Consider the following 24,493-nt stretch of genomic DNA (forward strand, 5'->3'; position numbering starts at 1 on the left):
TCGAGCGCGGGTCCGAGCGCCCGCGCGGTTGAGTTGGGGGTCACCCCGAACCGGAAGCGCCGCTGTCGGTGGAGCGCGCGAGCGTACAGTCGGGCGGTGGAGCGTACCGAATCGATGCTGGCGCAGACCCGACCGCCCGGCGTGGCCGACGTCGATCCCGGCAGCGTGCTGCTGCCCGGCCACGACGTGCCGCTCGGTCGGTACACGACGGTGCGGCGTCTGCTGCCGCAGCGGCCCCGACGGATGGTCGGCGCGTGGTGCTTCGTGGACCATTTCGGCCCGGACGATGTGGCGCAGCGACCGGGCATGGAGGTTCCGCCGCACCCGCACACCGGGCTGCAGACGGTGACGTGGCTGCTCGACGGCGAGATCATCCACCGGGACAGCCTGGGCAACGTCCAGGCGATCCGACCCGGCCAGTTGAACGTGATGACCTCCGGGCACGGCATCGCCCACTCGGAGCGGTCGCCGGCCACGCACCCGCCGGTGATGCACGGTGTGCAGCTCTGGGTGGCGCTGCCGGACCCGGCGCGGGCCGGCGCGCCCGACTTCGCCCACCACGCCGACCTGCCGCGCTGGCGCGACGGTGAGGTCGACGCGACGCTGCTGGTGGGCGAGTTCGCCGGGCAGCGGTCGCCGGCGGTGGTGCACACCCCGCTGGTGGGCGTGCAGCTCGAGCTGGGTGGGTCCGCGCCGACGACGCTGCCGTTGCGGCCCGACTTCGAGTACGCCGTGTTGGCGATGTCCGGCGCGGCCGAGGCCGCCGGGGTGGGCTTCGAGCCGGGGGCGCTGCTCTATCTGGGTACGGGTCGGCGTGAGCTGACCGTGCGCGGCGGGGCGGGGGCGAGGCTGTTGCTGTTGGGCGGTACGCCGTTCGAGGAGCCGCTGGTCATGTGGTGGAACTTCGTGGGCCGTTCGCACGAGGAGATCGCCGAGGCTCGGGACGACTGGATGGCGGGGCGGCGTTTCGGGGTGGTGGCCGACGACGCGGCGTCGCCGCTGCCCGCGCCCGCGCTGCCCACCACCCGGCTCAAGGCCCGCGACCGTACCGGCGGCCTGCACGGCTGACCCGACCCGCTCTGCGGAACGGCCGGCCGAGGGCTGACGTGCGTTGGCCCACAGTTCGGCAAAAACTGACCGTACGGAGGATGTTCTGTCGTATGGTTGTACCCGGCAGTGCTGACCGCTCGGTTCGGGCGGGCATCCACCGCCTGGTGGCCGCGACCGGTTCGGACGTGGTCCACCGCCTGGGCAGGTTTGCGTGGCGCCCCCGGTCGCGGTTCGTGGCCAAGGGGCGCCCGCCTGTCCCGGCGAGGCTCCCGCCCGTGACGCAGCCGGGTATCAGCTCTCAATGCGCCAGCCCCGCCAGCAGGTTCACCGTGACGGCGATGACGAACGCGCCGAACAGGTACGACACCATCGAGTGCCGCAGCACCGTCCGGCGCATCTCGTTGCTGGTCAGGTTGGTGTCGGAGACCTGGAACGTCGCCCCGACGGTGAACGCCACGTAGGCGAAGTCCGAGTACCGGGGCGGTTCACTCTGGTTGAAGTTCACCCCGCCGTCCGGGCCCGTGTAGTAGATCCGCGCGTAGCGGGCGGCGAAGACGGTGTGCACGACCAGCCAGGACAGCACCACGCTGAGGACCCCGAGCGCGCCGTACAGGTCGCGGCGTACTCCGGGTGGCGCGGCGTGCGCGCTGGCCAGGACCAGCCCGACGGCCAGCAGGCTGGCGAGGCAGGCGATCAGCAGGACCACGTCCCGGGTGGCCCGGTTGGGGTCCTCGTGCACGGCGAGCTGCGCGGTGCGCGGCGCGTCCATCGGCCAGAGCTTGCGCCAGACCAGCGTCAGCCAGCTCAGCGCGGCGGCGTCCCAGCCGGCCAGCGGGGACAGCGCGGGCGACAGCGCCAGGGCGAAGACGCCGCCCACGAGGACGCCGACGGCCGCCACGATGGCGAGCTGCGTCGCCGCGGGGGTGTGCCCGTCCGGCGGGCGCGACAGCGGACCGGTGCCGGTCATCGGCGACGCCGGCTCGCCACGACGGACGACCTCACCGCGTGGTCAGAGGCCGCGCAGGTGCTGCGACACCCGGTTGTGCTTCTTGTCCCGGGCCTGCGTGGCGCGTTGCGCCGGGCCGACCTCGGGGGCCGCCTCGATGCCGGCCGAGCGGGCCACCTCGGTGCCGTTGGCGTAGTCGACCGGCGGCAGGGCGCGCAGCGCCTTGAGCACGTCCGGCGGGGCGCCTTCACGTTCGGCCTCGCGGACCACGTCGTCCTTCTCGGCCGGGTAGTCCAGGCTCGACAGGTACTGCAGGACGTCCGCGTAGCTCGCCATGTCTGGGGCTCCCTCGGGGCATGGATTGGTCGCGTCCGGCGGCGGTTACCCGTCCGCCGTCGGGTCACGCCCGGGTCGGTCCGGGAAATCCGGCGTCGTTTCCACCGGGGCGCGGCGGGTACCCGCAGGCGCCGCAGACACAGTTCGAGGGAGTACGCGATGAACTACGACACCTTCGTCGACCAGGTTTCCCAACGCACCCGTACGTCGTCGGAGCAGGCCGTCGAGCTGACCCGGGCGGTGCTGGAGACGTTCGCCGAGCGGCTGACCGGTGGCGAGGTGCTGGACCTGGCTGCCCAGTTGCCGCAGCCGCTGCAACTGGTGCTCAAGCCGAGCCCGAGCACCGAGCAGGCGGACCGCTTCGGGGCGGCCGAGTTCGTGGCGCGCGTGGCGTTGCGGGCGCGGGTCGAGGAGCCGGCGGCGCGGGACGCGGTGCGGGCGGTGTTCACCACGCTGCGCGAGGCGATCACGGGCGGCGAGTTCGACGACGTGGCGACGCAGTTGCCGCGCGACTACCGGGACCTCGTCGAGCAGGCGATGGCCCCCGGCGCGACGCTGCGCCGCGCCTGACGGCGGGCGGAGAAGCGGGCGCACACAGCGGTTGGCCAGGGCAACCATCGACGTCCGGCTTGGCGTGTCGATCCGGCCTGGCCTAACCTGGTCGTGGCGAGGGGAGTACTTCCCACGAACCATTCCGGTCAGTACGGCACGCCCGGCGTGCCTCGGGTGGTTGCCCATCGGGTGATGGGTGAAGGAGACCTCGAACATGACACGGTGTTCGAGGAGACCCCATGACCGAATTGTCCCCCTTGGCGGCGGCGAGTGACCTGACGTCGATCGGTACGCCCACCCTCTGGGCGGTGACGATCGCCGGCGTACTGCTCCTGCTGGTGCTGGACTTCCTGGTGACGCGCAAGCCGCACGAGGTGTCCATGCGCGAGGCGATCGGCTGGTCGGCCTTCTACATCGCCCTGCCGCTGGCCTTCGGCGGCTGGCTCTGGGCCCGCTACGGCTCCCAGCAGGGCGTCGAATACCTGACCGGTTACCTCGTCGAGAAGTCGCTCTCGGTCGACAACCTCTTCGTCTTCATGCTGCTGCTGGCCGCGTTCGCGGTGCCGGCCGTGCTGGCCCAGCGGGTGCTGCTCTACGGCATCGCGGGCGCCCTGGTGCTGCGGGCGGTCTTCATCGCCCTCGGCGCGGCGGCGTTGCAGACCCTCGACTTCGCGTTCCTGCTCTTCGCGATCATCCTCATCGCCACCGCGGTGAAGCTCCTGCGCGACGCCCTCTCCGGGCACGAGCAGGAGGTCGACATCAACACGATGCGTTCGGTCAAGCTGCTGCGCAAGGTCATGCCGGTGGTCGACGACTACCACGGCACCCGGATGACCGTCCGGGAGGGCGCCCGGCGGGCGCTCACCCCGTTCGCCCTGGTGGTGGTCGCGGTGCTGGCCACCGACATCGTCTTCGCCGTCGACTCGGTGCCGGCGGTCTACGGGATCACCGAGGACCCGTACCTGGTCTTCGCCACCAACGCCTTCGCCCTGCTCGGCCTCCGGGCGCTCTACTTCGTCCTGCACGCGGCGCTGAGCCGGCTGGTGCACCTCAGCTACGGTCTGGCGATCATCCTGGCGTTCATCGGGCTCAAGCTGGGTCTGCACTGGGCCCACGGCATCTGGGAGAGCGTGCCGCAGATCCCCACCCTGGCCTCGCTCGGCGTGATCATCGGCGTGCTGGTGGTGGTCACCCTGACCAGCCTGCGCGCCACCCGGGGCGGCACGCCCGCCGAGCGCGAGGTCGTGACCGAACGGCACTGACCACGCCGCGCCGGGCCCACGAGGGGGTACGCGGGAAAGCTCCCGCCCCGGCCGGCCCGGGTGGTACGACTGTGCAATGGGAATCGTGTCACCGGGCTTCCAGGGTCGGCCCCGATCACAGGAGCCGGCCCTGCCGCCTGGTCAGTACCTGACCGAGGACTTCCCGGTGCTCTCGGCCGGCCCGACACCCCGGGTCTCCCTGGACACCTGGGAGTTCGTCATCGCCGCCGAGAACGGCACCGAGTACCGGTGGTCGTGGCAGGAGTTGATGGCGCTTCCGCAGGAGACGCCGACCGTCGACATCCACTGCGTCACCCACTGGTCGAAGCTCGGCACCTCCTGGACGGGCGTCTCCCTGGACACCCTGCTCGACGGTGTGGACACTGGCGCGCACTTCGCGCTCGCGCACTCCTACGGCGGCTACACCACCAACCTGCCCCTGGACGACCTGCGCGGCGGCCGGGCGTGGGTGGCGCACACCTTCGACGGCGCACCGCTGCCGGCCGAGCACGGCGGGCCGGCCCGGCTGCTCGTGCCGCACCTGTACTTCTGGAAGTCCGCCAAGTGGGTGCGCGGCATCCGGCTCAAGACGATGGACGAGCCGGGTTTCTGGGAGACCGCCGGGTACCACGACTACGGCGACCCGTGGCGCGAGCAGCGGTACCAGGGTGACTGAGCGGGCCGTGGCGACGGGCACCCCGGCCCGCGCGCCGATCAAGTGGCAGGTGGCCCGGCTGGTGGAGCGCCGGGTGGAGACGGCGTCCGCGCAGACGCTGGTCCTGGAGGTGCCCGACTGGCCGGGGCACCTGCCCGGCCAGCACGTCGACGTGCGCCTGACCGCCCCGGACGGCTACCAGGCCGCCCGGTCGTACTCGATCGCCGGGCCGGTCGTGGACGGGCCCGGCGGCCCGCGCATCGAGGTGACCGTCCAGCGGGTCCACGACGGAGAGGTGTCTCCGTACCTCATCGATGTCTTCGCCGCCGGCGACCCGGTGGAGATCCGCGGACCGCTCGGTGGCTGGTTCATCTGGCGTCCGGAGCAGACCGATCCGGTGCAGCTCGTGGCCGGCGGCTCCGGGGTCGTCCCGCTGATGGCGATGATCCGGGCCCGGCGGGAGGTCGGCAGCAAGGTGCCGTTCCGGCTGATCTACTCGGTCCGCACGCCGCAGGACGTGATCTACGCGGACGAGCTGCGCCGCCGGGGCCGCGACGACTTCGGCCTGGACGTGGCGTACGTCTACACGCGCGAGGCCCCCGACGGGTGGCGCGGCGAGCCGCACCGGGTCGGCCTGGCCGACGTCAACACCCACGGCTGGCCGCCGGATCTGCAACCGCTCACCTACGTCTGCGGTCCGACCGGGTTCGTGGAGGCCGTGGCCGACCTGCTGGTGGGGCTGGGCCATCAGTCGCGGCGGATCAGGACCGAACGCTTCGGCCCCACCGGCTGAGAGCGCGCCCGCCGCTCACCGTCTTGTCGAGGAGATCCGATGACCAACATGTCCTACCTGGACGGCAACATGCTCGACGGTCCGCTGCGCGAGCTGTTCGCCGTCGACCTGAGCACCGCGATGGGCCGCTGCGAGAACTGCGGGATGACCGGCTCGATGGCCAGCCTGCACGTCTACTCGCACGCCCCGGGTCTGGTCGGCCGCTGCCCGTCCTGCGAGTCGGTGATGGTGCGGCTGGTGCGCGGGCCGGACCGGGCCTGGCTGGACATGCGCGGCGTCACCTACCTCCAGGTGCCGATGCCGATGGAGCAGACGCTGCCCGAGCCGCTCTGACGGGGCGGCTCAGCGGGGGTGAGCGCGGGAAAGTGGATAAATACTTGATTTTCCATAGTCTTGAATTTATCGATGCCTTCTTGCCCGGTTTCCCGGTATGCGGTCGGATGTCCGGCAACTGTTAAGACAGTTGTCTATTCATCCACCCGTACTGAGGAGAGCCCCATGCGCTGTCGACGCGTACTCCTGGCGGTGGTCATCGCGCTCGCCGCCGGCGCGGTGACCACCACCGCACCCCCGAGCGCCCAGGCTGCCCCGGCCACCTTCACCCATCCCGGTGTGCTGGTCAGCCGGCCGCAGCTCGACTTCGTCAAGGCGAAGGTGCAGGCCGGCGAGCAGCCGTGGCGCAACGCCTACAACCAGATGATGGGCAGCCGATACGCCTCGCTGTCCCGGGTCCCCGCACCGCGCGCGACCGTCGAGTGCGGTCAGACCTCCAACCCGAACTACGGCTGCACCGACGAGCGTGAGGACGCCATCGCCGCGTACACCGACGCGCTGGCCTGGTACATCACCGGCAACTCGGCGTACGCGCAGAAGTCGATCGCCCTGATGGACGCCTGGTCGGCAACCATCCAGCGGCACACCAACGCCAACGCCCCGTTGCAGACCGGCTGGGCCGGCTCGGTCTGGCCGCGCGCCGCCGAGATCATCCGATACACGTACGGCAACTGGCCCAACCAGGCGCGGTTCGCGACCATGCTGCGCACCGTCTACCTGCCCGTGGTCATCGCCGGTGACTCCCGCACCAGCAACTGGGACCTGACCCTCGCCGAGGCGGCGATCGGCATCTCGATCTTCCTGGAGGACCGCACGTCGTACGACCGCGCGCTCACCCGGTTCCGGGCCGCCGCCGCCGCGTCCATCTACATCGCCGCGGACGGGGTCCGACCCCTGTACCCGCCGGCCACCAGCGTCGACACCCCCGCCGAACTCGTGTCCCGCTGGCACGGCCAGGCCACCTACACCGACGGTCACGCGCAGGAGACCTGCCGCGACTGGGTCCACACCGGTTACAGCATCTCCGCCATCTCGCACGTCGCCGAGACCACCCGCATCCAGGGCGGCGACCTCTACCCGGAGCTCCAGGACCGGCTGCGCCACGCGCTCGGCTTCCACACCAAGTTCGAGAACGGCACCGCCGTGCCGTCGAGCGTGTGCGGCGGCTCGGTCGTCCTCGGCCTCGGCCCGATCACCGAGGTCGGCTTCAACGCGCTGCACAACCGGATGGGTATCGGCATGGCCAACACCCAGAGTTACACCGAGCGTAAGCGTCCCCAGGGCACGAACAACCTCTTCGTGGCCTGGGAGACCCTGACCCACGCCAACAACCCGGCGTAGCCGGCGGTTCAGCCCTTGATCGACTCCGTTTCGCTGAACTGGGGGTGTCGAAGTGCCCCGGACACCCCTATATCAGCGAAACGGAGTCGATCAGGGTGCCTCTCGTGTCGGGGCCACGCGGCAGACTGGCCGGGTGGGCACCGATCGTTGGCGCGGCGTTCCGGCGCGGGTCCGGCTGGTCGTGGCGGGGGCTGTGCTGGTCTTCGCGTACGGTGGCGTCGTGCACGTACTCCAGCTGCTCGTCCCCGGTCTCCGGCCGCAACTCGCGCTGCCCGGCTGGCTCGCGGTCTACTTCGCGTCCCTGACCCTGTGGGATCCGTTGGCGGCGCTGCTGCTGGCGGCCCGCCGTCCGGCGGGGCTCGCGCTGGGCTGCGCCGTGCTGGCGACGGACGCCGCCGCCAACGGGTACGCCAACTACGTGCTCGACCCGGCCGGTGGCGTCACCCCGGGCCGGATCGGGCAGGCCGTCATCACCGTTCTCGCCCTCGCGCTCGTCGCGCTCACCCCGTGGCTGGCCCGCTGGTTCAGTCCGGCGCGATGAGCGGACGGCGGTACGGGGTCCAGCCGACGAACCGCGCGAACAGGGCCTGCGGCGCGGGCGCGTCGTCGGGATTGAGCCGGTAGAGGTCCCGGATCGCGTCGTGCAGTTGCCCGCACAGGTAGATCGACAGGCCGATCAGGTCGTGTTCGTGTTCGGCCTTGAGCACCAGCCGGGCGGTCGGACAGGGCCACGGGCCACCGCATGCGCGGCAGCACCACATCGGACGCAGCGGCGTGTGCGGCGGTGTGCCGGTCGGCACGGGCGGTGAGGTCACCATGGAACACGCTCCTTCACAGGTGGGGGAGGAGCCGCCGCGGTACGGGGGTTCGCGGCGGCCCCTCGTTCGGTTCCGCCCGTCAGTGGGCCGGGCCGGGCGGTTCCGCTACGTGACAGTCTGCTGACCGAGCCGCTACTGTCGGAAGGCGCGCGAGTCCCACCAGCGCCGATGTACGTGTCAGACGCCCCCGGTGTGCAGAGGTGTGCAGTGGATCGTTTGCCCATGCTGGAGCTGTTCGCCGGCGAGCTGCGTCGGCTGCGGACGGTCGCCGGTCTGTCCCAGGAGGCGCTGAGCGAACGGATCAACTACTCGGCGTCGCTCGTCGCGGCCGTCGAGCAGTGCCGGCGTCCGCCCCGGCTGGAGTTCACCGAGCGCAGCGACCGCGTGCTGGACGCCGACGGCCTGCTGCTGCGCATCCGCGAGACGATGATCCGCGAGTCGGTGATGCCGTGGTTCCGCGAGTGGGTGACGATCGAGCAGGAGGCGACCGCGCTGCGCTCGTTCCAGCCGCTGGTGCTGCCGGGGCTGCTGCAAACCGAGGGCTATGCGCGGGCGCTGCACCAGGGTGCCAGCCCTTTGCTGGGTGATGAGATGGAGCAGCAGGTCGCTGCCCGGATGCAGCGTCAGGGGATTCTCTCTCGCGAGAAGCCGCCCCTGTTCGTCGCCGTGCTCGACGACACCGTCCTGGAACGGCCCGTGGGCGGACCGGCGGTGATGCGCGAGCAGCTACAGCACCTGATTGAGGTCGGTCGGCGGCCACGGGTGCACCTGCACCTCGTACCGCGCAGTGTGGGCGCCTATCCCGGCCTCAACGGGGCTTTCGTGATCGCCACGCCCGCCGACGGGGAGGACGTGGCCTACCTGGACAATCCTCTACAGGGGACGGTGGTCGAGCGCACCGCCGACGTACTATCGCTGCGGCAGTCGTGGGAATCGGTACGGGCCGAGGCGTTGTCGCACCGGCAGACCCTCGACGTGATCACGGAGGCGGCAGCGGCATGGACCTGACCGGCGCGATCTGGCGCAAGAGCACCCGCAGCAGCGGCAATTCCGGCGACTGCATCGAGGTCGCGGCCAACCTGCCGGGCGTGGTGGGTATCCGCGACAGCAAGGACCCGAGCGGCCCGGCGCTGGTCGTCACCCCGGCGGCCTGGCGGGCCTTCGTCACGTTCGTCACGCGCCACTGAGCGGATCGGCGAGCGCCGACCGGATCAGCCTCTCGACCAGCCGTGGCGTGACCGGCTCCAGGGCAAACACCTCGGCCACCCGCTCGGGATCCGTGGTGATGATCGGTCCATAGTTGAGCCACGGGTCGTCGAAGGCAACCCGCTCCTCCAGCCGGACGTCCTGGCCGCCGTCGACGTTCCACACCCGGACCACGACGTGGCGCGGATCGGCCTGGCTGACCGTCCATTGATAGTCGACGTCGTCGACGCGGATTGTCCGCTTCCGGGTCCTGGCCACGGTGCGAGGTTAGGCGGCGGGCGGGCGCGGCGGTAGCGGGATTCGCGCCGGACGAGGGGCTTCGGCGAATACTCGGATGCGGACCGGCGTGCCCATCCGTACGCTTCCGCTCCACGGCGGGCCGCGCCCATTCGGATCGGAGATGAGCAGACCGATGACCTCTCACCTGTTCGCGATCAGCTTCGACGCGCTCGAACCTCTGCCGCTGGCGCGGTTCTGGTCCGGCATTCTCGGCTGGGAGATCGTCGACGATCCGCGCGAGGGTGTGGGGCTCGTGCCCACCGACGACACCGGGTTCCGACTCCGCTTCGCACCGACCGAGCAGCCGAAGGTCGTCCAGAACCTCATGCACTTCGACCTGACGAGCACCTCGCCGCAGGATCAGGAGCGGACGGTCGCCAGGGCGATCGAGTTGGGTGGGCGGCACCTCGACATCGGTCAGGGCCCGGACGTCGACCACGTGGTGCTGGCCGACCCGGAGGGCAACGAGTTCGACGTGATCCCGCCGGGCAACAACTTCCTCGCCGGCTGCGGGTTCGTCGGCGCGCTGGCCTGCGACGGCACGCCGGAGGTCGGCTATTTCTGGGCCGAGGCGCTCGGTTGGCCGCTGGTCTGGGACCAGGACCAGGAGACCGCGATCCAGTCCCCGCGCGGCGGCACGAAGATCACCTGGGGTGGGCCGCCCTACATGTCGCGTGCGGGCGAGGGTCGGGTGCGCCTCGACCTCGCGCCACCCGTCGACGGTGACCAGCAGGCGGAGGTGGACCGTCTGCTCGCCCTCGGCGCGAGCCGGATCGGCACCGATCAGGCCGGTCGGGTCGTGTTGGCTGATCCCGACGGCAACGAGTTCTCCGTGCTGACCCCCCGCTAGCCGGTTGGACAACTGTCCCGCCGGTGGGTCAGAGTGGTCCGTCGTGAGATACCTGCGCAGCGGTGGTCCCGCCGCGATCCGGAGACCCCGGCCGACCGACGTCGACGAGTTCGTGGCGGCCGTGCGGCGGAGTCGGGACCTGCACCATCCGTGGCTGGCCGCGCCGGAAACGCCCGAGGAGTACGACCGTTACCTCGCCCGGATCCGCCGCCGGGACAGCGCCGGATACCTGATCTGCGACCGGGCCAGCGGAGCGATCGCCGGCTACGTGAACATCAGCGGCATCGTGCTCGGCGCGCTGCGCGGCGGGTACCTGGGGTACGCGGCGTTCGAGCCGTACAGCGGCACCGGGCACGCCTCGGCGGGCATCGCCCTGGTCATCGACCACGCGTTCACCAGCGTCGGGCTGCACCGCCTGGAGGCGAACATCCAGCCCGGCAACGAGCCGTCCCGGCGGGTCGCCCGCAAGCTCGGCTTCCGCCTGGAGGGCTTCTCCCCCGACTACCTCTTCATCGACGGCGCCTGGCGCGACCACGAACGCTGGGCCATAACAGCCCCACCCCCCTAACCCCCACCCCCACCCCCAACCCCCACCCCACCCGCGTGATCAAGAGGTTTGCGTCACGACACGCCGAGGCGCATGACGCAAACCTCTTGATCAACAGGGCCCGACCCGGCGGGGACCGGGAGAACTCCGGTGCAGGTGGACCTGCCGCCGGGACTGACGTTTGTCCTGGGCTGCGACGGGAAACGGCCGGCAATGACGAAACCTCGTGTGGTGATCGTGGGGGCCGGGTTCGCCGGTTACCACGCGGCGAAGACGTTGAGCCGGATCGCCCGGGACCGGGCCGAGATCGTGGTGCTGAACTCCACCGACTACTTCCTGTACCTGCCGCTGCTGCCCGAGGTGGCCGCCGGGGTGGTCGAGCCGTCGCGCATCGCCGTGCCGCTGACCGGAACCCTCAAGGGTGTACGGGTGGTGATCGGCGAGGCGGACCACGTCGACCTGCAGAACCGCTGGGTCGGCTTCACCCAGCCCGAGGGGGAGAAGAACCGCCTGGCGTACGACCGGCTGGTCCTCGCCGTGGGCAGCGTCAACAAGCTGCTCCCCATCCCGGGCGTCACCGAGTACGCGCACGGCTTCCGCGGCCTGCCCGAGGCCGTCTACCTGCACGACCACATCGTTCGCCAGGTGGAGTTGGCCGAGCAGGCCGAGGACCCGGCCGAGCAGCGGGCCCGCTCCACCTTCGTGGTGGTCGGCGCGGGGTACACCGGCACCGAGGTCGCCGCGCACGGCCAACTGTTCACCGACGCCCTGCACGCCCAGCGACCCCGGCTCACCGTCCGGCCCCGCTGGATGCTGCTCGACGTCGCCCCCCGCGTGCTGCCGGAGCTGGACAAGAGAATGTCCGACACGTCGCACAAGGTGCTCAACAAGCGCGGCGTGGACGTGCGGATGGGCACCTCGGTGGCCGAGGCGACCTGCGACGGGGTCAAGCTCACCGACGGCGAGTACGTCCCCACCTGCACGCTGGTGTGGTGCGTGGGCGTACGCCCCGACCCGTTCGTCAACGAGTTGGGCCTGCGCACCGAGCGGGGCCGACTGGTCACCGACGAGTACCTCAACGTTCCCGGCTATCCGGAGGTCTTCGCCTGCGGTGACGCGGCCGCCGTGCCCGACCTGGTCAACCCGGGGCAGATCTGCGGCATGACGGCGCAGCACGCGGAGCGGCAGGGCAAGCGGGTGGCGCACAACATCGCCGCGTCGTACGGGTTCGGCACGCGCCGGCCGTACAAGCACCACGACCTGGGCTGGGTGGTCGACCTGGGTGGCAAGGACGCCGCCGCGAACCCGCTGCACGTCAACCTGGCCGGGCTGCCCGCCAAGGCGGTCACCCGGGCGTACCACCTGATGGCGATGCCGGGTAACCGCACCCGCGTGGGTGCCGACTGGGTGCTCGACGCCGCGCTCACCCGCTCGGCGGTGCAGTTGGGGCTGGTCCCGGCGAACGCGGTGCCGCTGGAGAGCACCTCACCCGAGGTCGCGACGCGGGGTCGGTGAGCGGGGCGGGTTTGCCCGTCGCGGGCCGTACTCGCGCAGCAGGATCTGGACGATGCCGGCGGCGGGGATGGCCAGCAGCGCGCCGAGCAACCCGGCCAACTCCGCCGCGAGCAGCAGGCTCAACAGCACGGTCAGCGGGTTGAGCCGGACCGCGCGGGCGAGGATGAGCGGCTGCAGCAGGTGGTTCTCCACCTGCTGGTAGACGACGAAGAAGACGAGCACGACGACGCCGGCGGTGGGGGAGTGCAGGAACCCCGCCCCGGCGGCGAGCACCGCGCCGATCGTCGCGCCCACCAGCGGTATCAGGTCGGCCACCGCGACGAGCAGCGCGATCACCCCGGCGAACGGCACCCCCGTGAGGCTCAACACCAGGAACGTCAACCCGCCACAGATCACGCTGATCAGCAGGTTGCCGGTGAGGTAGCCGGTGACCGTCCGGGACACCTCCCGGCCGACGCGGCGCAACCGCTCGCCCTGACCGTCCCCGGCCACCGCGAGCACGCCGCGGGTGATCCGCGGCGATTCCAACACCATGAGGTACGCCAGCACGACGACCGTGACCAGCCCCGCGACCCCCTCCGCCACGCCACGCAGCACCCCGACGGCGGGTTGCCGCAGCCGGGCACCGGCATTCCGCAGCTCGTCCGCGTGCGCGCTGGCGTAGCGCCGTACCCCGGTGCGTTCCAGGAACTCACCCAGCGGACCGCGCCCGGCGCGCGCGTCGCGCAGCAGCTCGGGCCCCCGCTCGGCGAACCGGCCCACCTCGTCCAGCAGCGGCACCAGGATCACCGTGGCCAGGACCGCCAGCACGACGAACGCGGCGAGGAAGACCAGCAGCGTGGCCAGCGCCCGGCGGCGGACGAACCGGCGTTGCAGCCGGTCCACGGCCGGTTTGAGCGCGACCGCGAAGAAGGCGGCCACCACCGTCCAGACGAGCACCCGACGGGTCGCGTACACGAAGGCGAGCGCGAGCGCGGTGGCCAGCACCAGCCCGATCACGACCAGGGTCCGGCGGGCGGTGGCCCGATCTTCGGCGTTGCTCACCCGCCGGGCCTTCCCCGCCCAGACCGCAGGAAACCCGGCATCCCGGCCGGTTCGCCCTACCTCAGACGTCGGTGTCGAGAAGCGGGTGCGCGCCGGCCACGAAGGTGTCGAGGGCGGCGGCGTGCAGCAGCCCACCCACGATCGGGTCGCGCAGCGCGGCCACGGCGAGCCGACCGACCGGCAGCCCGCCGGGGCGGTGCGTCGCGGCGAGCACCAGGTTGCCGTAGCGCCGACCCCGCAGCATCCGGCGGTCGCCGAAGACGCAGACGTCCCCGAAGACCGCCCGCAGCGTCGCCACCTGCACCCGGGTGCCGACCAGCGGTGGCAGGTCCGTCACGTTGACCAGGTAGAGCCCGCCGGGCCGCAGGACACGGGCCACCTCGGCGGCGAACTCCACGGTGCGGACGTGTCCGGGCATCCGGGCAGCCTGGTAGATGTCGGCGATCACCAGGTCGTACCCGTCCGCCCCGGCGGCGGTGACCGCCTCCCGCGCGTCGCCGACCGCCACCCGCACCTCGGGTGGCAGCGGCGGCAACTCCCGCGCCACCAGGTCGACAACCGCCCGGTCCCGTTCCACGACCCGCTGCGCCGAGCCCGGCCGGGTGGCGGCCAGCCAGCGGGGCAGCGTCAACGCGCCGCCGCCGAGGTGCAACACGTCCAGGGGTACGCCCGCGGGGGCCGCCAGCTCCACGGCCGACGCGATCCGGCGGACGTACTCGAAGTGCAGGTGCCGGGGATCCTCGACATCCACGTACGACTGCTCGACGCCGGCGGAGAGCAGCGTCCGTCCGGTCCTGCGGACCGGATCGGCGACCAACTCCAGACGGTCGGCGGCGCGGTTCATGACGGCACGCTAACCGAGCGGCCGACGGGCCGGCGGCGCGGGAGCACCCGCGTCCGCCGGCCCGCGTACGCCGTAGCGGTGGTCAGCCGCCGGCCATCCCGGCGCCGACCTCGTCGATCGCGTCGTCGATCGCATGGGCCAGGTCCACGTCCAGCGCGCTCACCCCGTCCGCCTGATTGGTGCGGACGGTCAGCACAGCCGCCGTGTCGCCGGGACGCCCGATGCTCGGGCCACGGCCGGTCTCCTGGCGCAGCCGGTCGAGCCGGGCGAGCACCCGGTCGAGGTTGTCCGGCGGCAGCGCGACCACCCGGTACAGGGCGGTGGTGTCGCCGGCCCAGTACGGCAGGTCGTCCAGCGCCGCCTGGACCTGCTCCTCGTCCAGGGTGGGCGTGGTGGTGGAGGCCCCCACGATGCCGCCGCCGGCCGCTGGCGGGTTCAGCAGCTCCCGCAGGCCGTCGGGGACGTGCAGGGACTCGATCAGGTCGCCGTCCTGGTCGGCGAGCGCGGCCATCGTCGCCTCCGCCTGGTAGCGGGCCTGCTCCGGCGTACGCCCGCTGATCCGGCCCACCTCGGCCAGGAAGCCGGGCAGATCGCGGTGCCGCTCGATGCCGTCCACGGGCACCACGTCGTGCAGCGAGTTCGGCACGGCGGCGAGCAGTCGTTGCCGCTCCGCCGTGTCGAGCGCGAAGGCCAGCACCAGCACGGTCGCCTCGGCGCCCACCTTCGCCGTCCGGAAGTCCACCCCGGACCGACGTCGGACATCCTCGACCAGATCCCGGTATCCCAGACTTGTCACACCGGCCGCGCCACCGGGAGGCGGCTGCGGTCGCGGATTGTCCGGGGTACCCCTCGACGGCGGGGCCGGTCCACCACGCGTGGTGTCCGCCTTGTGCCGTCCGGCCGGCGGCGGGCCGGCCCGTCTGCTCTGGTCCAGGCTGGTGAGCTGCTTGGAGGCGCTCAGGCTCGCGCCGTACTCGCTGGGCTGGCCGCCCTGTTCGCGGGCCTGCCGGGCCAACGCCCGGCGGCGCTGGTTGTCGCCCTCCATCTGCTTGCGCATGGTGACGCCCCTTCCGCTGGGGATCGATCCTGCGACGGTCGCGTTCCCGTCGTCCCGGGAGCCGAAACGGACGCTGCCGGCCGAGTAGGGCTGAGCGTCGGCCGGGCTTCATCCGCCCGGGGTGAGGGGCGCTCACCCGTGCGGCCCGCAGGATCGGGGCAGGAGGCAGTTCTTCCGAGGTACGCGGAAGGAAGGTCGTCATGAAACGGATCGTCGAGATCGTTCCCGCTCGACCCGGCTGGTACGCCCGCTGGCAGCTCACGCCCGACGCCACCCGGTGCTACCCGGTGAGCCTGTGGGCGCTGCTGGAGGAGGCCGACGGAACCGGCCGGGAAGTGGTCGGAATGGACTGCATCGGCCAGTGGCCGGGTGCGGACGACAACGAGGCGGGTGGGGAGTTTGTCCGCTACCTGTACCAGACGCCCGACTCGGGGGAACCCGACGACATCGAACCTCCGTCGACCGTCGAACTGCGCGACGGCGGGCCCCGACTCCAGCCGATGACCGCGCCCTAGGCATTTCTCCGGCCCCCGGCCCCAGGTCCCAGGGTCGGGGGCCCCCTCGCGCGTGGGGTGGTCGTTCGGTGCGGCCGTCAGCCGGTGGCGCGCAGCTCGTCGTCGCCCTGCACGGCCAGCAGCTCGGTGAGGCCGGTGCGATCCAGCAACTGCTGGATCTGCGGGCTGACCCCGGTGAGCCGGATCGCGCCGACGCTCCGACGCGCGATCAGCAGGGCGCTGAGCCCGGACGAGTCGCAGAGGCCGACGCCGCTCAGGTCGATCGTCACCTGCGGCTCGCCGTGCAGGCCGGCCGCGGCGGCCACCAGCTCCGGCGCGGTGTCGTAGTCGAGCTCGCCGGTCAGCCGTAGCCGGACGTGACCGGCGTCGGGCCGGCTCACCTCGATGGTCAACAGCTGGTGGGGCATTGCACCATGTTCCCAGTCCGCACGCGGAACGCAAACCCGGGGGCTGCGCGTCGCCGGATCACGCCGTGGCGGCGGACGCCTCGGCGTCGGGCCCGCCCTCCGGACGAGCGGTGGGCACCGGCCGACCGAGGAGCGTCGCCACCCCGGTGATGTCCAGGATCGTCGCCAGGAAGCGCGGGACCGAGCGCAGCCGCAGCCCGGCGCCGACCGCCTGGCCCTCCCGCCAGGCGTGCACGATCACGGCGAGACCGGTGCTGTCGATGAAGGTCAGATCGGCGAAGTCCAACACGATCGCGCGTGGCGCGTCGGCGAGGATCCGGTCGATCTCGGCGTGCAGAGGGGCCGAGGTCGCGTACGCCAGCTCGCCGCCGACGCGGATCAGGGGCACGTCGGGGTCGGACCGGTCGACGGCGACGCTCAGTGGCTTCGCGTCGGCCCTACGCCCTTCCGACAGCACGATCAGGCCCCTTCCCCCGGGCCGGCACTCCGACCGGCGCGAGGGGATCGTAACAACCGTCGAGCGGGGCCGCTCGCTACCGGAACCGGGGCCCGACCTGCTGTCGGATGCCGGTCACGGCGCACCGGCGTAGGGTGGGTGGACAGTGCACGTTCGGGTGGACGACAAGGAGTGAGGCTCAGCTGGTGACTGCTTCCGACGTCAGGGACTGGGACCCGGGCGACGGACGGATCTCCACGCCGAGTACCACACGGGCCCCGGCGTGGTCCGCCGACGCACCGTCCTGGCCCGCGCCCGCGCTGCCGCCGTTGGCCCCCGACCGTGACCAGGCCACTCCGGACTGGTCCGAGGTCGTCGAACACTTCCGCGAGGGCCTGGTGGTCTGCGACGCCGACGGTGTCGTCCGGCACGTGAGCCCGGTGGCCGAGCGGCTGTTGCCCGAGGTGGTACCCGGTGAACCGCTGGCCGCGTCCGGCGTGCCGGGGTTGGGCGAGGGCGTGCCCGGCAACTTCACCCACCACGACCGTCGGCTCACCGCCCGCCGGATGCCGCTGTCCGCCGGCCGCTGCTGCTGGTACGTCGAGGACGTCACCGAGAGCGTCAGCCGCGCCGACGCGTTGCTCGCCGAGCGGGCCCGGTCGGCCTTCCTGGCCGTGGTGGGCGACAAGCTGGGCAACCCGCTGCACCCCGACCGGGCCGCCGCCGCGGTCGTCCGACTCGCCGTGCCGACCCTGGCCGAGGTGGCGGTGCTGGTGCTCGCGCCCCGCGCGGGGCGGGTCCGCTGGTGGCGGGCCACCCGGGTCGACGACGAGGCCCCGATGGTCGACGGCGGCGTCCTGACCGGCGTCACCCTCCCCGCGGCCATCGCCGACGGGCTGACCGGTGTCGAGCCGCACACGGTCGACTGGCTGGTGGAGCAGGCGGTCGACGCCGGCTGGCTGCCCGGCCTCACGGGCGTCGACAGCACCGCCCGGGTCGTCCCGCTGCCCGGCCGCGACACCCCCGTCGGGGTGCTGTTGGTCGCCCGGCGCTCCAGCCGCTGGTACGACGAGGACGACGTCGAGTTGATCCGGGCGTTCGCGGCCCGCGCCGGCGCGGCGTTGACCACCGCCCAGCTCTACCGGGACCAGGCGGAGGTCGCCGACACCCTGCAGGCCAGCCTGCTGCCGGTCGAGCCGACCGAGACCGCCGGCGTGCAGTGGGGCACCGCGTACCGTCCGGCGCAGGCGGGACTGCGCATCGGCGGCGACTTCTACGGCTCGCACCGGCTCGCCGACGGCGGTTCCGTCTTCTTCCTCGGCGACGTCTCCGGCAAGGGCGTCGAGGCGGCCGTGTTCACCGGTCAGCTCCGCCAGTGCCTGCAGGCGCTGCACCGGGTGGAGTCCCACCCGGGCCGGCTGCTGCGGCTGCTCAACGACGCCCTGTTCGAGACGACCCAGGCCAACGGCCAGGGCCGCTTCGCCACCATCGTGCTGGGCGTGGCCCGTCCGCAGCGCGACGGAGGCGTCACCCTCACGATGGCCGGGGGCGGGCACCTGCCGCCGCTGGTGCTGCGCGGCTCGGGCGAGGTTGAGGTGGTGCCGCTGCGCGGCATGCTGATCGGGGTGGTGCCCGACCCGCGCGTCGGCGAGGTGACCGTACGCCTGGCGCCGGGCGAGACCTGCCTGCTCTACAGCGACGGTGTCACCGAGGCCCGTGGGGGTCGTCGCGGCGACGAGCAGTTCGGCGCGGAGCGGCTGGTGACGGCCGTGACGGATTGCCAGCGCATGCCGGCGCCGGCCCTGGCCGAGCGCGTCGAGCAGGTCACCTGTGACTGGCTGGGGCACGGCGACCACGACGACATCGCCGTCCTGGCGCTGCGCGCGGTCAGCCCCGGTCGTGGCGCGCGGCACCTGCACGCCGTTCCCCCGCCGACGACCGCCGACGAGCAGAGGATGAGCCCCGCGTGACCGCCCCCGCCGCGACAACGGAACCGACTGACGCCTACCCCGGCTATCTGGCCTGCCTCGCCGACGCCGACGAGTACGCCGCGATCGACGTGGCGATCGGCCTGCTGGAGGCGGGCGTGCCGCCGGAGCGGGTGCTGCTCGACCTGGTCGCGCCGGCACAGGCCGAGGTGGGTGAGCGGTGGGCCCGCAACGAGTGGAGCGTGGCGCAGGAGCACGCGGCCACCCACATCAGCGAGCGGGTGGTGGCCGCCGTGGCGGCGCACGCCAAACCGCGTGCGACCGGCGGTCATGTCGTGGTGGCCTGCATGGACGGCGAGTGGCACGCCCTGCCGCCCCGGCTGGTGGCCGAGGTGCTGCGGCTCCGCGGTTGGCAGGTGACCTTCCTGGGCGCCAGCGTGCCGGCGGCGCACCTCGTGTCGTACCTGCACCGGCACGACGCGCAGGCGGTCGCGCTGGCCTGCGCGCTGCCGATGCGGCTGCCGCACGCCCATCGGATGATCGAGGCGTGCCGGCGTTCGGACGTGCCGGTCGTGGTCGGCGGGCGGGGCTTCGGCGCGGACGGCCGGTGGGCGGCCCGGCTCGGCGCGGCTTGGGCGCCGAACGCGCCGGCGGCGGCCGAGTTGATCGCCGACGAGCGGGCGCTACGGCGGGCGCCGGCGGCGCGACTCGCGCACCTGGCCGACGACGAGTACGCGAGTCTGGTCCGCCGCCGTGGCGATCTGATCGACAGCGCGCTGACCGATCTGCGGGCGAAGGCGCCGGCGACGCGCGAGTACACGGCCACCCAGCTCGACTCGACGGTGAGCGACCTGGGTCACATCCTGGACTCGCTGGCCGCCGCGTTGTACGTCGACGACGCCTCGCTGTTCACCGAATTCGTCGACTGGCTCGCGGAGATCCTGACGAGCCGGCGGGTGCCGGCCAGCGCCGTCGAACTCACCCTGGAGCACTTCGCCGCCGAGCTGCGGGACTACCCCCGGGCAGCGCACGCGCTGGCCCTGGGGCGTGCCGGGCTGGCCGCCGCGTCCCGTTCCGCCGGCTGACCCGGGTCGGCCAGACGATCACCACGCGCTGCGGAGCGTCGTACCCCCCTGCGTATACTTGCCGCACTGCAAACGTCCCACCCGCCGGTGGAGCGAGCGAGGGGGGAGACGGTGACGTTCAGTGTCAGCGACGCCGAGCGCGAGGGCGGTGTCGCCTGCCTGCGGCTCGCCGGTGAGCTGGACCTGAGCACCGCCGACGAGCTGGCCGCCGCCATCGACCGGCTCACCGCCGCCGGTGAGCGCCGGGTGCTGCTCGACCTCACCGACCTGACCTTCTGCGACTCCACCGGGATGGCGGTGTTCGTCCGGGGCGACAACCAGGCCGCGGCCGACGGGGGCTGGCTGAGGATCACCGGCGCCGCCGGTCGGGTCGAGCGCGTGTTGCGGATCACCGGTCTGGCCGACGTGCTCCGCTACGTTCCCGACACGGCTGACCCGGCGTCCCACAGCGCCCTCTGATGGGCTAGATTTCCCCGCCAGCATGGTGACCGTCCGGTTTCCATTCTCCGCCGACACCCGAGGCAGGTAGTGATGGGCGACAGCCCGCAGCCGGTACGCATCCTGGTGGTCGACGACGATCCCGGCGACGTGCTGATGATCGAGGAGGCGTTGGCCGACTCCGACGTCGAGAAGATCATCGACGTGGTGAGCGACGGCGAGGAGGCGATGGAGTTCCTCCGGGCCGAGGGTCGCCACTCCGGGGCCCGCCGGCCGGACGTGATCCTGCTTGACCTCAACATGCCGCGGATGGACGGGCGTCAGGTGCTCGGGGCGGTCAAGCAGGACGAGGATCTGCGGACCATTCCGATCGTGGTGCTGACCACCTCGAACGCGGACACCGACATCGTCGGCAGCTACACGTTGCAGGCCAACGCGTACGTCACCAAGCCGATCGACCTGGACGACTTCAACGACGTGGTGCGCCGCATCGACGAGTTCTTCGGCCGCGTGGTCGTGCTGCCCAAGCGCCCCTGATCCGCCCGTCCCGCGCATGCTGAACAATTTTCCCGAACCGCCTCGGTGGATGTCGTCGCGCCCGAGGATCCAGGTGGGGAAGTAACAGCGGCTGCCTGGGGGCGACAGTATGAGGTTCTCCGTCGTGAAGACCGGCTACGACCAGCGACAGGTGGATTCCTGCCTGGATGAGCTGGGGATCAGGTTGTCCCGGCTCGCGGCGCGGGCGGAGGGCGCGGCCGGGGCGACCCGGGAGTGGGACGAGATCCGCCAGGAGGCGACCTGGCTAAGCGGGCTGCTCCAGCGACTGGACCTGGGCGACGCCGCCGCCACCCGCCGGGCCGGCGACGCGGTGCGTCAGGAGGCGGACGAGATCCTGGCGCAGGCCCGTCGCGCGCTGGACGAGGCCCGCGAGGAGGCCCGTCGGGTCCGGGAGCAGGCGTACGCGGATGCCGTGCAGGCCCGGCGTGACTTCGAAGAGGCGCTGCACGCGCGCCGCCGTCGCGAGGCCCTGGCGGACGAGATCCTCGTCGGCGTGACGGTCGAGCCGGTGCCGGCCGACACGCCCACGGCGGCGGCCGGCACCCGCTGAGACGGCCTCAGGCGAGCAGCGCGGCCGCCACGGTGGTGGCCCGGTCCTCGTGCGGGGCGTACGCGTCGGGGTACGCCGAGACCTGCACCGCCTGGGCGGCGGCGGTGAGGCTCATGTCCTGCCAGCCGGGGATCTCGGCGAGGGCGGTGTAGAAGGCCCGGGCGGCGTACGACGGGCGCATCAGCTCGGCGACCGTGCCCCACCCGCTGCTGGGCCGCTGCTGGAACAGCCCGACCGAGTCGTGGTCGGAGCCGCTGCCCTGGTGCGGGTACTCGCTCGACTCCGGCAGCACGTCGCTGGCCAGGTTGTAGAGGTTGCTCTCCTGCATCGCGGTGGCGAGCGCCACGACCAGGGCGCGACGCGGCATCTTCAGCCCCACGCCGACGTCCACGATGATCTTCGCGTTGTCCATCTGCTGCTGGTCGAGCCCGGCGACCGGGCGCGGCCGGCGGGGCTTGACCGGCTTCTTCGGCGCCTTGCGGGTGACGGTGGGCGTCGGGGTCGGCGCGGCCGTCGGGGTGGGCAGGACCCGGGCCGGGGCGAGGTCGCGGTCCAGCGACCGGGAGGCGCGCTCGTCGGCGATGGCGGCACGGTCGGCCAGCGCGTCGGCGATCGGCCGGACGGGCTGCGGGGCTTCCTGCCCGGCGCGGGCGGCGGCGAACGCGCCCAGGCCGAGGCAGCAGGTGACGCCGGTGGCCAGGGCGACCCGGACCGGGGTGGAGCCGAGCAGGGCGCGGCGCGGCGGCGGTTCGGGGGCCCGGTGACGGCCGATCGTCCGTTCGGTTGATGCGGCGTCCCTCGTGCGGGTGGTCGAGGGCGCGTCGGTCAGCTTCTGGGCGGTGGGGTCGTCGGGATGCACCCGCCGAGGCTAGATAGTCGGTCGCCCGCTGCCATCGGCCCCAACAGTGGCATGCGCCACAATTTGCCCGAATCGTGGGCGTGGCAACGGGCGAAAGCCGGTTATGTCGGCACAACCTCGCCGATCAGACGAGACGGGTATTTCCGATTCGCCAGGCGAAGGTGGTCATCGTGCCCCACCGAGAGGTGATGTTCTGCGGGGCTCCGGTCATCCCCCTGTCGGGTGATGCGGGGGTCCACCGAACGCCTGACCACGATGCGTGTCGGTGGCGGATGGGTCATCGCGGTCCGGCGGTAGCACTCCGATGAGCGTGATGACTCTCAGGCATCAAGATGCCCCAGAGTCATCAGGCTCATCAGGGAGAGTGCCGCCCGCGGCTGACGCCGTCCGGCCGACAAGAGCCCGCTCTCAGTGCCGACCGTTCTCGGCCGGGGTGACGGTCAACCGGTGCCGCGTGTTGTCGCTGCTGGAGAAGGGCCAGAGCCGATCGGCGTACTCGACCAGGTCGGCCAACTGCGCCCGGCTCAGACCGGCCGACGAGATCGAGGCGTGCACGTCGGCCCGGTACCGGCCGTCGTCGTCGCGCCCCAGCTTCGCCTCGGCGCGCACCTGGACCGTGTGCGCCTCGTCGGTGATCTCCCCGGCCGCCTCCACGGCGGCGTGGTGCAGGCAGGAGGCGAAGGCCGCCGCCAACAACTGCTCCGGTCTCAGGCCGGTGCAGTGCGCCGCCAGCGGCGACGCGAGCGGCGTGGAGAGCCCGCCGTCATCGGTTCGGACGTGGCCACCCTCGGCGGTGGCGGTGGCCTCATGCAGCCAGGAACTCGGACTCGGCATCGCGTTCCTCCCGTCGCTCACCCGCCCGGCTACCCGGCCGAGGGCGGGCGAAACGCTCAGCTCAGCTCCCGTCGACGACCGACAGCGCCTCGGTGGGCTGCGCCGCCGCCCGCTCGGTCCACGGCGACGGCGACGGCGACAGCGACCGCTGCGTGGGGATCGCCATCGGCACGTACACCCGGGCGTCCACGACCTCGGCCAGCAGCAGCGCCGCGACCAGGCTGGTCGGACGCCCGGCGGGATCGTCGTCCAGGCAGCAGCGGCACAACTCGGACACCTCGGGCGGGAGCCCGTCCACCTCCGGCAGCGGCTCGGGCGGCCGGGACCGGCGCGCGGCCAGCAGTTCGGCCGGGGTCTGGGCCCGGTACGGGAGACGACCGGTGAGGCAGTAGTAGAGCAGCACGCCGAGGGCGTACATGTCGGCGGCCGGCGTCGCGGGGGCGCCGTCGAGCTGTTCCGGCGCCAGGTACGCCGGGGTGCCGAGCAGCATGCCGTCGGGCATCGGGTCCGCCGTGCCGGTCGGGGTGGCGATGCCGAAGTCGAGGACCTTCACCCCTGCCGGGGTGAGCATGACGTTGGCCGGCTTGACGTCGCGGTGCACGATGCCGCTCGCGTGGGCGGCGGACAGCGCGGCGGCGACCTCCGCGCAGACCCGCACGGAGATGCGCCAGTCCAGTGGGCCCGCCCGCAGGTGCGCCGCGAGGGTCTCGCCCTCGGCCAGCTCCATGACGATGTAGGGGACCCGGCGGCCGGGAAGCGTCGAGGAGGTGCCGAAGTCGTGCACGCTCGCGACGTTCGGATGCACCAACCGGGCCGCCGAGCGGGCCTCCGTGCGGATCCGGTCCACCGTGTCGTGGTGGCCGTCCGGGCCGGGCGCGATCAGCTTCACGGCGACCGGTCGGTCCAGCACCCGATCGTGGGCCCGCCACACCTCGGACATTCCGCCGACGCCGATGCGCTGTTCGAGCTGGTACCGCCCGTCCAGCGTCCGCATCGTCAGCTCCTCGTCCTCGTCCCGCCCGGCGGCGGGGCCTGGGAATCGCGGTACCCGGGGGCCGAGCTGGGCAAACCGCGACGGCCGCCGATCACGGCGTACGTCGGCCGGGGCCGCCGCCGGGTGCGGTAGCTTGCGACCCAGGGCCGTACGCACCGAGCGTGCCGGCATCGTCACGCAAGGGAGTGCCGCGATGGGCGAGGTCACCGTACGCTTCGTCGGCGGTCCCGCGGACGGGCTGGTCCGCGCGGTACCGGCCGAGCCGGACGGCGCCCCTCCGCAGCGGTGGATCATGCGGCATCCGGGCGGCACCGGCCCGACACAGCCCGGCCCCGACCACCTTTACGAGCGCGACCAGCCCGACGGCCACGGCGGGTGGAGCATGCGCTTCGTCCGGACCGACGCGTACGGGGTGTCCGAGTGACCACGGTCGGAGGCTGAGCGGTGGCTCGGCGGCCCGG

32 protein-coding genes are annotated in these 24,493 nt (G+C 72.5%); 20 read left to right on the top strand and 12 right to left on the bottom strand.

The features are described from left to right. Positions 1 to 96 precede the first annotated feature (96 nt). On the top strand, positions 97 to 1,068 hold the full coding sequence (locus tag AB0I89_RS07475; RefSeq protein WP_357121739.1) for a pirin family protein: 972 nt from the start codon (positions 97 to 99) through the stop codon (positions 1,066 to 1,068). Between the two features lie 280 nt (positions 1,069 to 1,348). Here AB0I89_RS07475 and AB0I89_RS07480 read toward each other — a convergent pair whose 3' ends face one another. After that, positions 1,349 to 2,017: a DUF1345 domain-containing protein gene (locus AB0I89_RS07480; RefSeq protein WP_357121742.1), complete on the bottom strand. Its 669-nt coding sequence runs from the start codon at positions 2,015 to 2,017 to the stop codon at positions 1,349 to 1,351. Between the two features lie 42 nt (positions 2,018 to 2,059). Further along, a complete protein-coding gene (locus AB0I89_RS07485; RefSeq protein ID WP_357121745.1) occupies positions 2,060 to 2,332 on the bottom strand; it encodes a DUF2795 domain-containing protein in 273 nt (90 codons plus the stop codon). A 159-nt stretch (positions 2,333 to 2,491) separates the two neighbouring features. Between AB0I89_RS07485 and AB0I89_RS07490 the strand changes: the two genes are divergently transcribed. The 7 genes from AB0I89_RS07490 (at position 2,492) to AB0I89_RS07520 (ending at position 7,809) form a co-directional block, all read left to right on the top strand. After that, entirely contained in the window at positions 2,492 to 2,902 is a 411-nt protein-coding gene (locus AB0I89_RS07490; RefSeq protein WP_357121748.1) for a DUF2267 domain-containing protein, read from the top strand. A gap of 221 nt (positions 2,903 to 3,123) precedes the next feature. Further along, entirely contained in the window at positions 3,124 to 4,146 is a 1,023-nt protein-coding gene (locus AB0I89_RS07495; RefSeq protein WP_357121751.1) for a TerC/Alx family metal homeostasis membrane protein, read from the top strand. A gap of 76 nt (positions 4,147 to 4,222) precedes the next feature. Continuing rightward, on the top strand, positions 4,223 to 4,822 hold the full coding sequence (locus AB0I89_RS07500; protein ID WP_357121754.1) for a sulfite oxidase-like oxidoreductase: 600 nt from the start codon (positions 4,223 to 4,225) through the stop codon (positions 4,820 to 4,822). 7 nt (positions 4,823 to 4,829) lie between these two features. After that, on the top strand, positions 4,830 to 5,594 hold the full coding sequence (locus AB0I89_RS07505; protein ID WP_357122184.1) for a ferredoxin reductase: 765 nt from the start codon (positions 4,830 to 4,832) through the stop codon (positions 5,592 to 5,594). Between the two features lie 39 nt (positions 5,595 to 5,633). After that, positions 5,634 to 5,927 (top strand): DUF6510 family protein, encoded by a 294-nt coding sequence (locus AB0I89_RS07510; protein ID WP_355052334.1) that lies wholly within the window; start codon positions 5,634 to 5,636, stop codon positions 5,925 to 5,927. Positions 5,928 to 6,092: 165 nt separating this feature from the next. Further along, positions 6,093 to 7,268 carry an alginate lyase family protein gene (locus AB0I89_RS07515; protein ID WP_357121758.1) on the top strand — a complete coding sequence of 392 codons (1,176 nt, stop codon included), beginning with the start codon at positions 6,093 to 6,095 and terminating at the stop codon, positions 7,266 to 7,268. Between the two features lie 133 nt (positions 7,269 to 7,401). Further along, positions 7,402 to 7,809, top strand: a complete 408-nt coding sequence (locus AB0I89_RS07520; RefSeq protein WP_357121761.1) for a hypothetical protein — start codon at positions 7,402 to 7,404, stop codon at positions 7,807 to 7,809. On the opposite strand, the gene AB0I89_RS07525 is transcribed toward AB0I89_RS07520, so the two are convergent. Then, complete coding sequence (locus AB0I89_RS07525; RefSeq protein ID WP_357121764.1) at positions 7,793 to 8,086, bottom strand: hypothetical protein; 294 nt, start codon at positions 8,084 to 8,086, stop codon at positions 7,793 to 7,795. The two genes, AB0I89_RS07520 and AB0I89_RS07525, sit on opposite strands and share 17 nt — an antisense overlap. A 222-nt stretch (positions 8,087 to 8,308) precedes the next feature. Here AB0I89_RS07525 and AB0I89_RS07530 point away from each other — a divergent pair, with 222 nt between their 5' ends. Next, a complete protein-coding gene (locus AB0I89_RS07530) occupies positions 8,309 to 9,094 on the top strand; it encodes a helix-turn-helix transcriptional regulator (protein ID WP_357121766.1) in 786 nt (261 codons plus the stop codon). Continuing rightward, on the top strand, positions 9,085 to 9,273 hold the full coding sequence (locus tag AB0I89_RS07535) for a DUF397 domain-containing protein (protein ID WP_357121770.1): 189 nt from the start codon (positions 9,085 to 9,087) through the stop codon (positions 9,271 to 9,273). The genes AB0I89_RS07530 and AB0I89_RS07535 overlap by 10 nt, the downstream gene beginning before the upstream one ends. Here the strand turns inward: AB0I89_RS07535 and AB0I89_RS07540 are convergent. Next, the gene (locus AB0I89_RS07540; RefSeq protein WP_357121773.1) at positions 9,260 to 9,550 is read right to left on the bottom strand and encodes a hypothetical protein; all 291 of its coding nucleotides are present in this window, start codon (positions 9,548 to 9,550) and stop codon (positions 9,260 to 9,262) included. The two genes, AB0I89_RS07535 and AB0I89_RS07540, sit on opposite strands and share 14 nt — an antisense overlap. A 154-nt stretch (positions 9,551 to 9,704) precedes the next feature. Here AB0I89_RS07540 and AB0I89_RS07545 point away from each other — a divergent pair, with 154 nt between their 5' ends. From AB0I89_RS07545 to AB0I89_RS07555, 3 genes are all read left to right on the top strand, one after another. Then, positions 9,705 to 10,421, top strand: coding sequence for a VOC family protein (locus AB0I89_RS07545; RefSeq protein WP_357121776.1), 717 nt, complete (start codon positions 9,705 to 9,707; stop codon positions 10,419 to 10,421). Positions 10,422 to 10,464: 43 nt separating this feature from the next. After that, positions 10,465 to 10,989 (top strand): GNAT family protein, encoded by a 525-nt coding sequence (locus AB0I89_RS07550; protein ID WP_357121779.1) that lies wholly within the window; start codon positions 10,465 to 10,467, stop codon positions 10,987 to 10,989. 192 nt (positions 10,990 to 11,181) lie between these two features. Beyond that, positions 11,182 to 12,483, top strand: a complete 1,302-nt coding sequence (locus tag AB0I89_RS07555; protein ID WP_357121782.1) for an NAD(P)/FAD-dependent oxidoreductase — start codon at positions 11,182 to 11,184, stop codon at positions 12,481 to 12,483. On the opposite strand, the gene AB0I89_RS07560 is transcribed toward AB0I89_RS07555, so the two are convergent. The 3 genes from AB0I89_RS07560 to AB0I89_RS07570 all read right to left on the bottom strand — a co-directional run bounded on the left by AB0I89_RS07560 (position 12,454) and on the right by AB0I89_RS07570 (position 15,428). Further along, positions 12,454 to 13,527 carry an AI-2E family transporter gene (locus AB0I89_RS07560; protein ID WP_357121785.1) on the bottom strand — a complete coding sequence of 358 codons (1,074 nt, stop codon included), beginning with the start codon at positions 13,525 to 13,527 and terminating at the stop codon, positions 12,454 to 12,456. The two genes, AB0I89_RS07555 and AB0I89_RS07560, sit on opposite strands and share 30 nt — an antisense overlap. Positions 13,528 to 13,588: 61 nt before the next feature. Further along, complete coding sequence (locus AB0I89_RS07565) at positions 13,589 to 14,371, bottom strand: fused MFS/spermidine synthase (RefSeq protein ID WP_357121788.1); 783 nt, start codon at positions 14,369 to 14,371, stop codon at positions 13,589 to 13,591. Between the two features lie 82 nt (positions 14,372 to 14,453). After that, the gene (locus AB0I89_RS07570; protein ID WP_357121791.1) at positions 14,454 to 15,428 is read right to left on the bottom strand and encodes a DUF2267 domain-containing protein; all 975 of its coding nucleotides are present in this window, start codon (positions 15,426 to 15,428) and stop codon (positions 14,454 to 14,456) included. Positions 15,429 to 15,628: 200 nt separating this feature from the next. Here AB0I89_RS07570 and AB0I89_RS07575 point away from each other — a divergent pair, with 200 nt between their 5' ends. Beyond that, complete coding sequence (locus AB0I89_RS07575; RefSeq protein WP_355052350.1) at positions 15,629 to 15,943, top strand: hypothetical protein; 315 nt, start codon at positions 15,629 to 15,631, stop codon at positions 15,941 to 15,943. 77 nt (positions 15,944 to 16,020) lie between these two features. Here the strand turns inward: AB0I89_RS07575 and AB0I89_RS07580 are convergent, their stop codons facing one another. Continuing rightward, the gene (locus AB0I89_RS07580) at positions 16,021 to 16,350 is read right to left on the bottom strand and encodes an STAS domain-containing protein (protein ID WP_357121794.1); all 330 of its coding nucleotides are present in this window, start codon (positions 16,348 to 16,350) and stop codon (positions 16,021 to 16,023) included. 58 nt (positions 16,351 to 16,408) lie between these two features. Then, positions 16,409 to 16,807 (bottom strand): STAS domain-containing protein, encoded by a 399-nt coding sequence (locus AB0I89_RS07585; RefSeq protein ID WP_357121797.1) that lies wholly within the window; start codon positions 16,805 to 16,807, stop codon positions 16,409 to 16,411. 185 nt (positions 16,808 to 16,992) lie between these two features. Between AB0I89_RS07585 and AB0I89_RS07590 the strand changes: the two genes are divergently transcribed. From AB0I89_RS07590 to AB0I89_RS07610, 5 genes are all read left to right on the top strand, one after another. Further along, positions 16,993 to 18,756, top strand: coding sequence for a PP2C family protein-serine/threonine phosphatase (locus AB0I89_RS07590; RefSeq protein WP_357121800.1), 1,764 nt, complete (start codon positions 16,993 to 16,995; stop codon positions 18,754 to 18,756). After that, positions 18,753 to 19,799: a cobalamin-dependent protein gene (locus AB0I89_RS07595; RefSeq protein WP_357121803.1), complete on the top strand. Its 1,047-nt coding sequence runs from the start codon at positions 18,753 to 18,755 to the stop codon at positions 19,797 to 19,799. The genes AB0I89_RS07590 and AB0I89_RS07595 overlap by 4 nt, the downstream gene beginning before the upstream one ends. 111 nt (positions 19,800 to 19,910) lie before the next feature. Further along, positions 19,911 to 20,258 (top strand): STAS domain-containing protein, encoded by a 348-nt coding sequence (locus AB0I89_RS07600; RefSeq protein WP_357121806.1) that lies wholly within the window; start codon positions 19,911 to 19,913, stop codon positions 20,256 to 20,258. Positions 20,259 to 20,330: 72 nt separating this feature from the next. Next, a complete protein-coding gene (locus tag AB0I89_RS07605; RefSeq protein WP_357121809.1) occupies positions 20,331 to 20,774 on the top strand; it encodes a response regulator in 444 nt (147 codons plus the stop codon). Positions 20,775 to 20,883: 109 nt separating this feature from the next. Further along, positions 20,884 to 21,345 (top strand): ATPase, encoded by a 462-nt coding sequence (locus AB0I89_RS07610; RefSeq protein ID WP_357121812.1) that lies wholly within the window; start codon positions 20,884 to 20,886, stop codon positions 21,343 to 21,345. Between the two features lie 7 nt (positions 21,346 to 21,352). On the opposite strand, the gene AB0I89_RS07615 is transcribed toward AB0I89_RS07610, so the two are convergent. The 3 genes from AB0I89_RS07615 to AB0I89_RS07625 all read right to left on the bottom strand — a co-directional run bounded on the left by AB0I89_RS07615 (position 21,353) and on the right by AB0I89_RS07625 (position 24,032). Further along, on the bottom strand, positions 21,353 to 22,204 hold the full coding sequence (locus AB0I89_RS07615; RefSeq protein ID WP_357121815.1) for a hypothetical protein: 852 nt from the start codon (positions 22,202 to 22,204) through the stop codon (positions 21,353 to 21,355). A 408-nt stretch (positions 22,205 to 22,612) separates the two neighbouring features. Further along, positions 22,613 to 23,038, bottom strand: coding sequence for an OsmC family protein (locus AB0I89_RS07620; protein WP_357121818.1), 426 nt, complete (start codon positions 23,036 to 23,038; stop codon positions 22,613 to 22,615). Positions 23,039 to 23,099: 61 nt separating this feature from the next. Further along, entirely contained in the window at positions 23,100 to 24,032 is a 933-nt protein-coding gene (locus AB0I89_RS07625; RefSeq protein WP_357121821.1) for a serine/threonine-protein kinase, read from the bottom strand. A 193-nt stretch (positions 24,033 to 24,225) separates the two neighbouring features. On the opposite strand from AB0I89_RS07625, the gene AB0I89_RS07630 reads away from it, so the two are divergent. Then, complete coding sequence (locus AB0I89_RS07630; protein WP_357121824.1) at positions 24,226 to 24,456, top strand: hypothetical protein; 231 nt, start codon at positions 24,226 to 24,228, stop codon at positions 24,454 to 24,456. Positions 24,457 to 24,493: the final 37 nt, after the last annotated feature.

The organism is Micromonospora sp. NPDC049801, assembly GCF_040656575.1.
GTDB lineage: Bacteria > Actinomycetota > Actinomycetes > Mycobacteriales > Micromonosporaceae > Micromonospora.

What these genes read in the sequence shown, in the direction of transcription:
- AB0I89_RS07605 (WP_357121809.1), top strand. Translation starts at nt 20,331, where the DNA reads ATGGGCGACAGCCCGCAGCCGGTACGCATCCTGGTGGTCGACGACGAT.
- AB0I89_RS07555 (WP_357121782.1), top strand. Translation starts at nt 11,182, where the DNA reads ATGACGAAACCTCGTGTGGTGATCGTGGGGGCCGGGTTCGCCGGTTAC.
- AB0I89_RS07625 (WP_357121821.1), bottom strand. Translation starts at nt 24,032, where the DNA reads ATGCGGACGCTGGACGGGCGGTACCAGCTCGAACAGCGCATCGGCGTC.
- AB0I89_RS07480 (WP_357121742.1), bottom strand. Translation starts at nt 2,017, where the DNA reads ATGACCGGCACCGGTCCGCTGTCGCGCCCGCCGGACGGGCACACCCCC.
- AB0I89_RS07500 (WP_357121754.1), top strand. Translation starts at nt 4,223, where the DNA reads ATGGGAATCGTGTCACCGGGCTTCCAGGGTCGGCCCCGATCACAGGAG.
- AB0I89_RS07630 (WP_357121824.1), top strand. Translation starts at nt 24,226, where the DNA reads ATGGGCGAGGTCACCGTACGCTTCGTCGGCGGTCCCGCGGACGGGCTG.
- AB0I89_RS07610 (WP_357121812.1), top strand. Translation starts at nt 20,884, where the DNA reads ATGAGGTTCTCCGTCGTGAAGACCGGCTACGACCAGCGACAGGTGGAT.
- AB0I89_RS07565 (WP_357121788.1), bottom strand. Translation starts at nt 14,371, where the DNA reads ATGAACCGCGCCGCCGACCGTCTGGAGTTGGTCGCCGATCCGGTCCGC.
- AB0I89_RS07580 (WP_357121794.1), bottom strand. Translation starts at nt 16,350, where the DNA reads ATGCCCCACCAGCTGTTGACCATCGAGGTGAGCCGGCCCGACGCCGGT.
- AB0I89_RS07490 (WP_357121748.1), top strand. Translation starts at nt 2,492, where the DNA reads ATGAACTACGACACCTTCGTCGACCAGGTTTCCCAACGCACCCGTACG.
- AB0I89_RS07530 (WP_357121766.1), top strand. Translation starts at nt 8,309, where the DNA reads ATGCTGGAGCTGTTCGCCGGCGAGCTGCGTCGGCTGCGGACGGTCGCC.
- AB0I89_RS07525 (WP_357121764.1), bottom strand. Translation starts at nt 8,086, where the DNA reads ATGGTGACCTCACCGCCCGTGCCGACCGGCACACCGCCGCACACGCCG.
- AB0I89_RS07495 (WP_357121751.1), top strand. Translation starts at nt 3,124, where the DNA reads ATGACCGAATTGTCCCCCTTGGCGGCGGCGAGTGACCTGACGTCGATC.
- AB0I89_RS07535 (WP_357121770.1), top strand. Translation starts at nt 9,085, where the DNA reads ATGGACCTGACCGGCGCGATCTGGCGCAAGAGCACCCGCAGCAGCGGC.
- AB0I89_RS07545 (WP_357121776.1), top strand. Translation starts at nt 9,705, where the DNA reads ATGACCTCTCACCTGTTCGCGATCAGCTTCGACGCGCTCGAACCTCTG.
- AB0I89_RS07510 (WP_355052334.1), top strand. Translation starts at nt 5,634, where the DNA reads ATGACCAACATGTCCTACCTGGACGGCAACATGCTCGACGGTCCGCTG.
- AB0I89_RS07570 (WP_357121791.1), bottom strand. Translation starts at nt 15,428, where the DNA reads ATGCGCAAGCAGATGGAGGGCGACAACCAGCGCCGCCGGGCGTTGGCC.
- AB0I89_RS07485 (WP_357121745.1), bottom strand. Translation starts at nt 2,332, where the DNA reads ATGGCGAGCTACGCGGACGTCCTGCAGTACCTGTCGAGCCTGGACTAC.
- AB0I89_RS07575 (WP_355052350.1), top strand. Translation starts at nt 15,629, where the DNA reads ATGAAACGGATCGTCGAGATCGTTCCCGCTCGACCCGGCTGGTACGCC.
- AB0I89_RS07515 (WP_357121758.1), top strand. Translation starts at nt 6,093, where the DNA reads ATGCGCTGTCGACGCGTACTCCTGGCGGTGGTCATCGCGCTCGCCGCC.
- AB0I89_RS07620 (WP_357121818.1), bottom strand. Translation starts at nt 23,038, where the DNA reads ATGCCGAGTCCGAGTTCCTGGCTGCATGAGGCCACCGCCACCGCCGAG.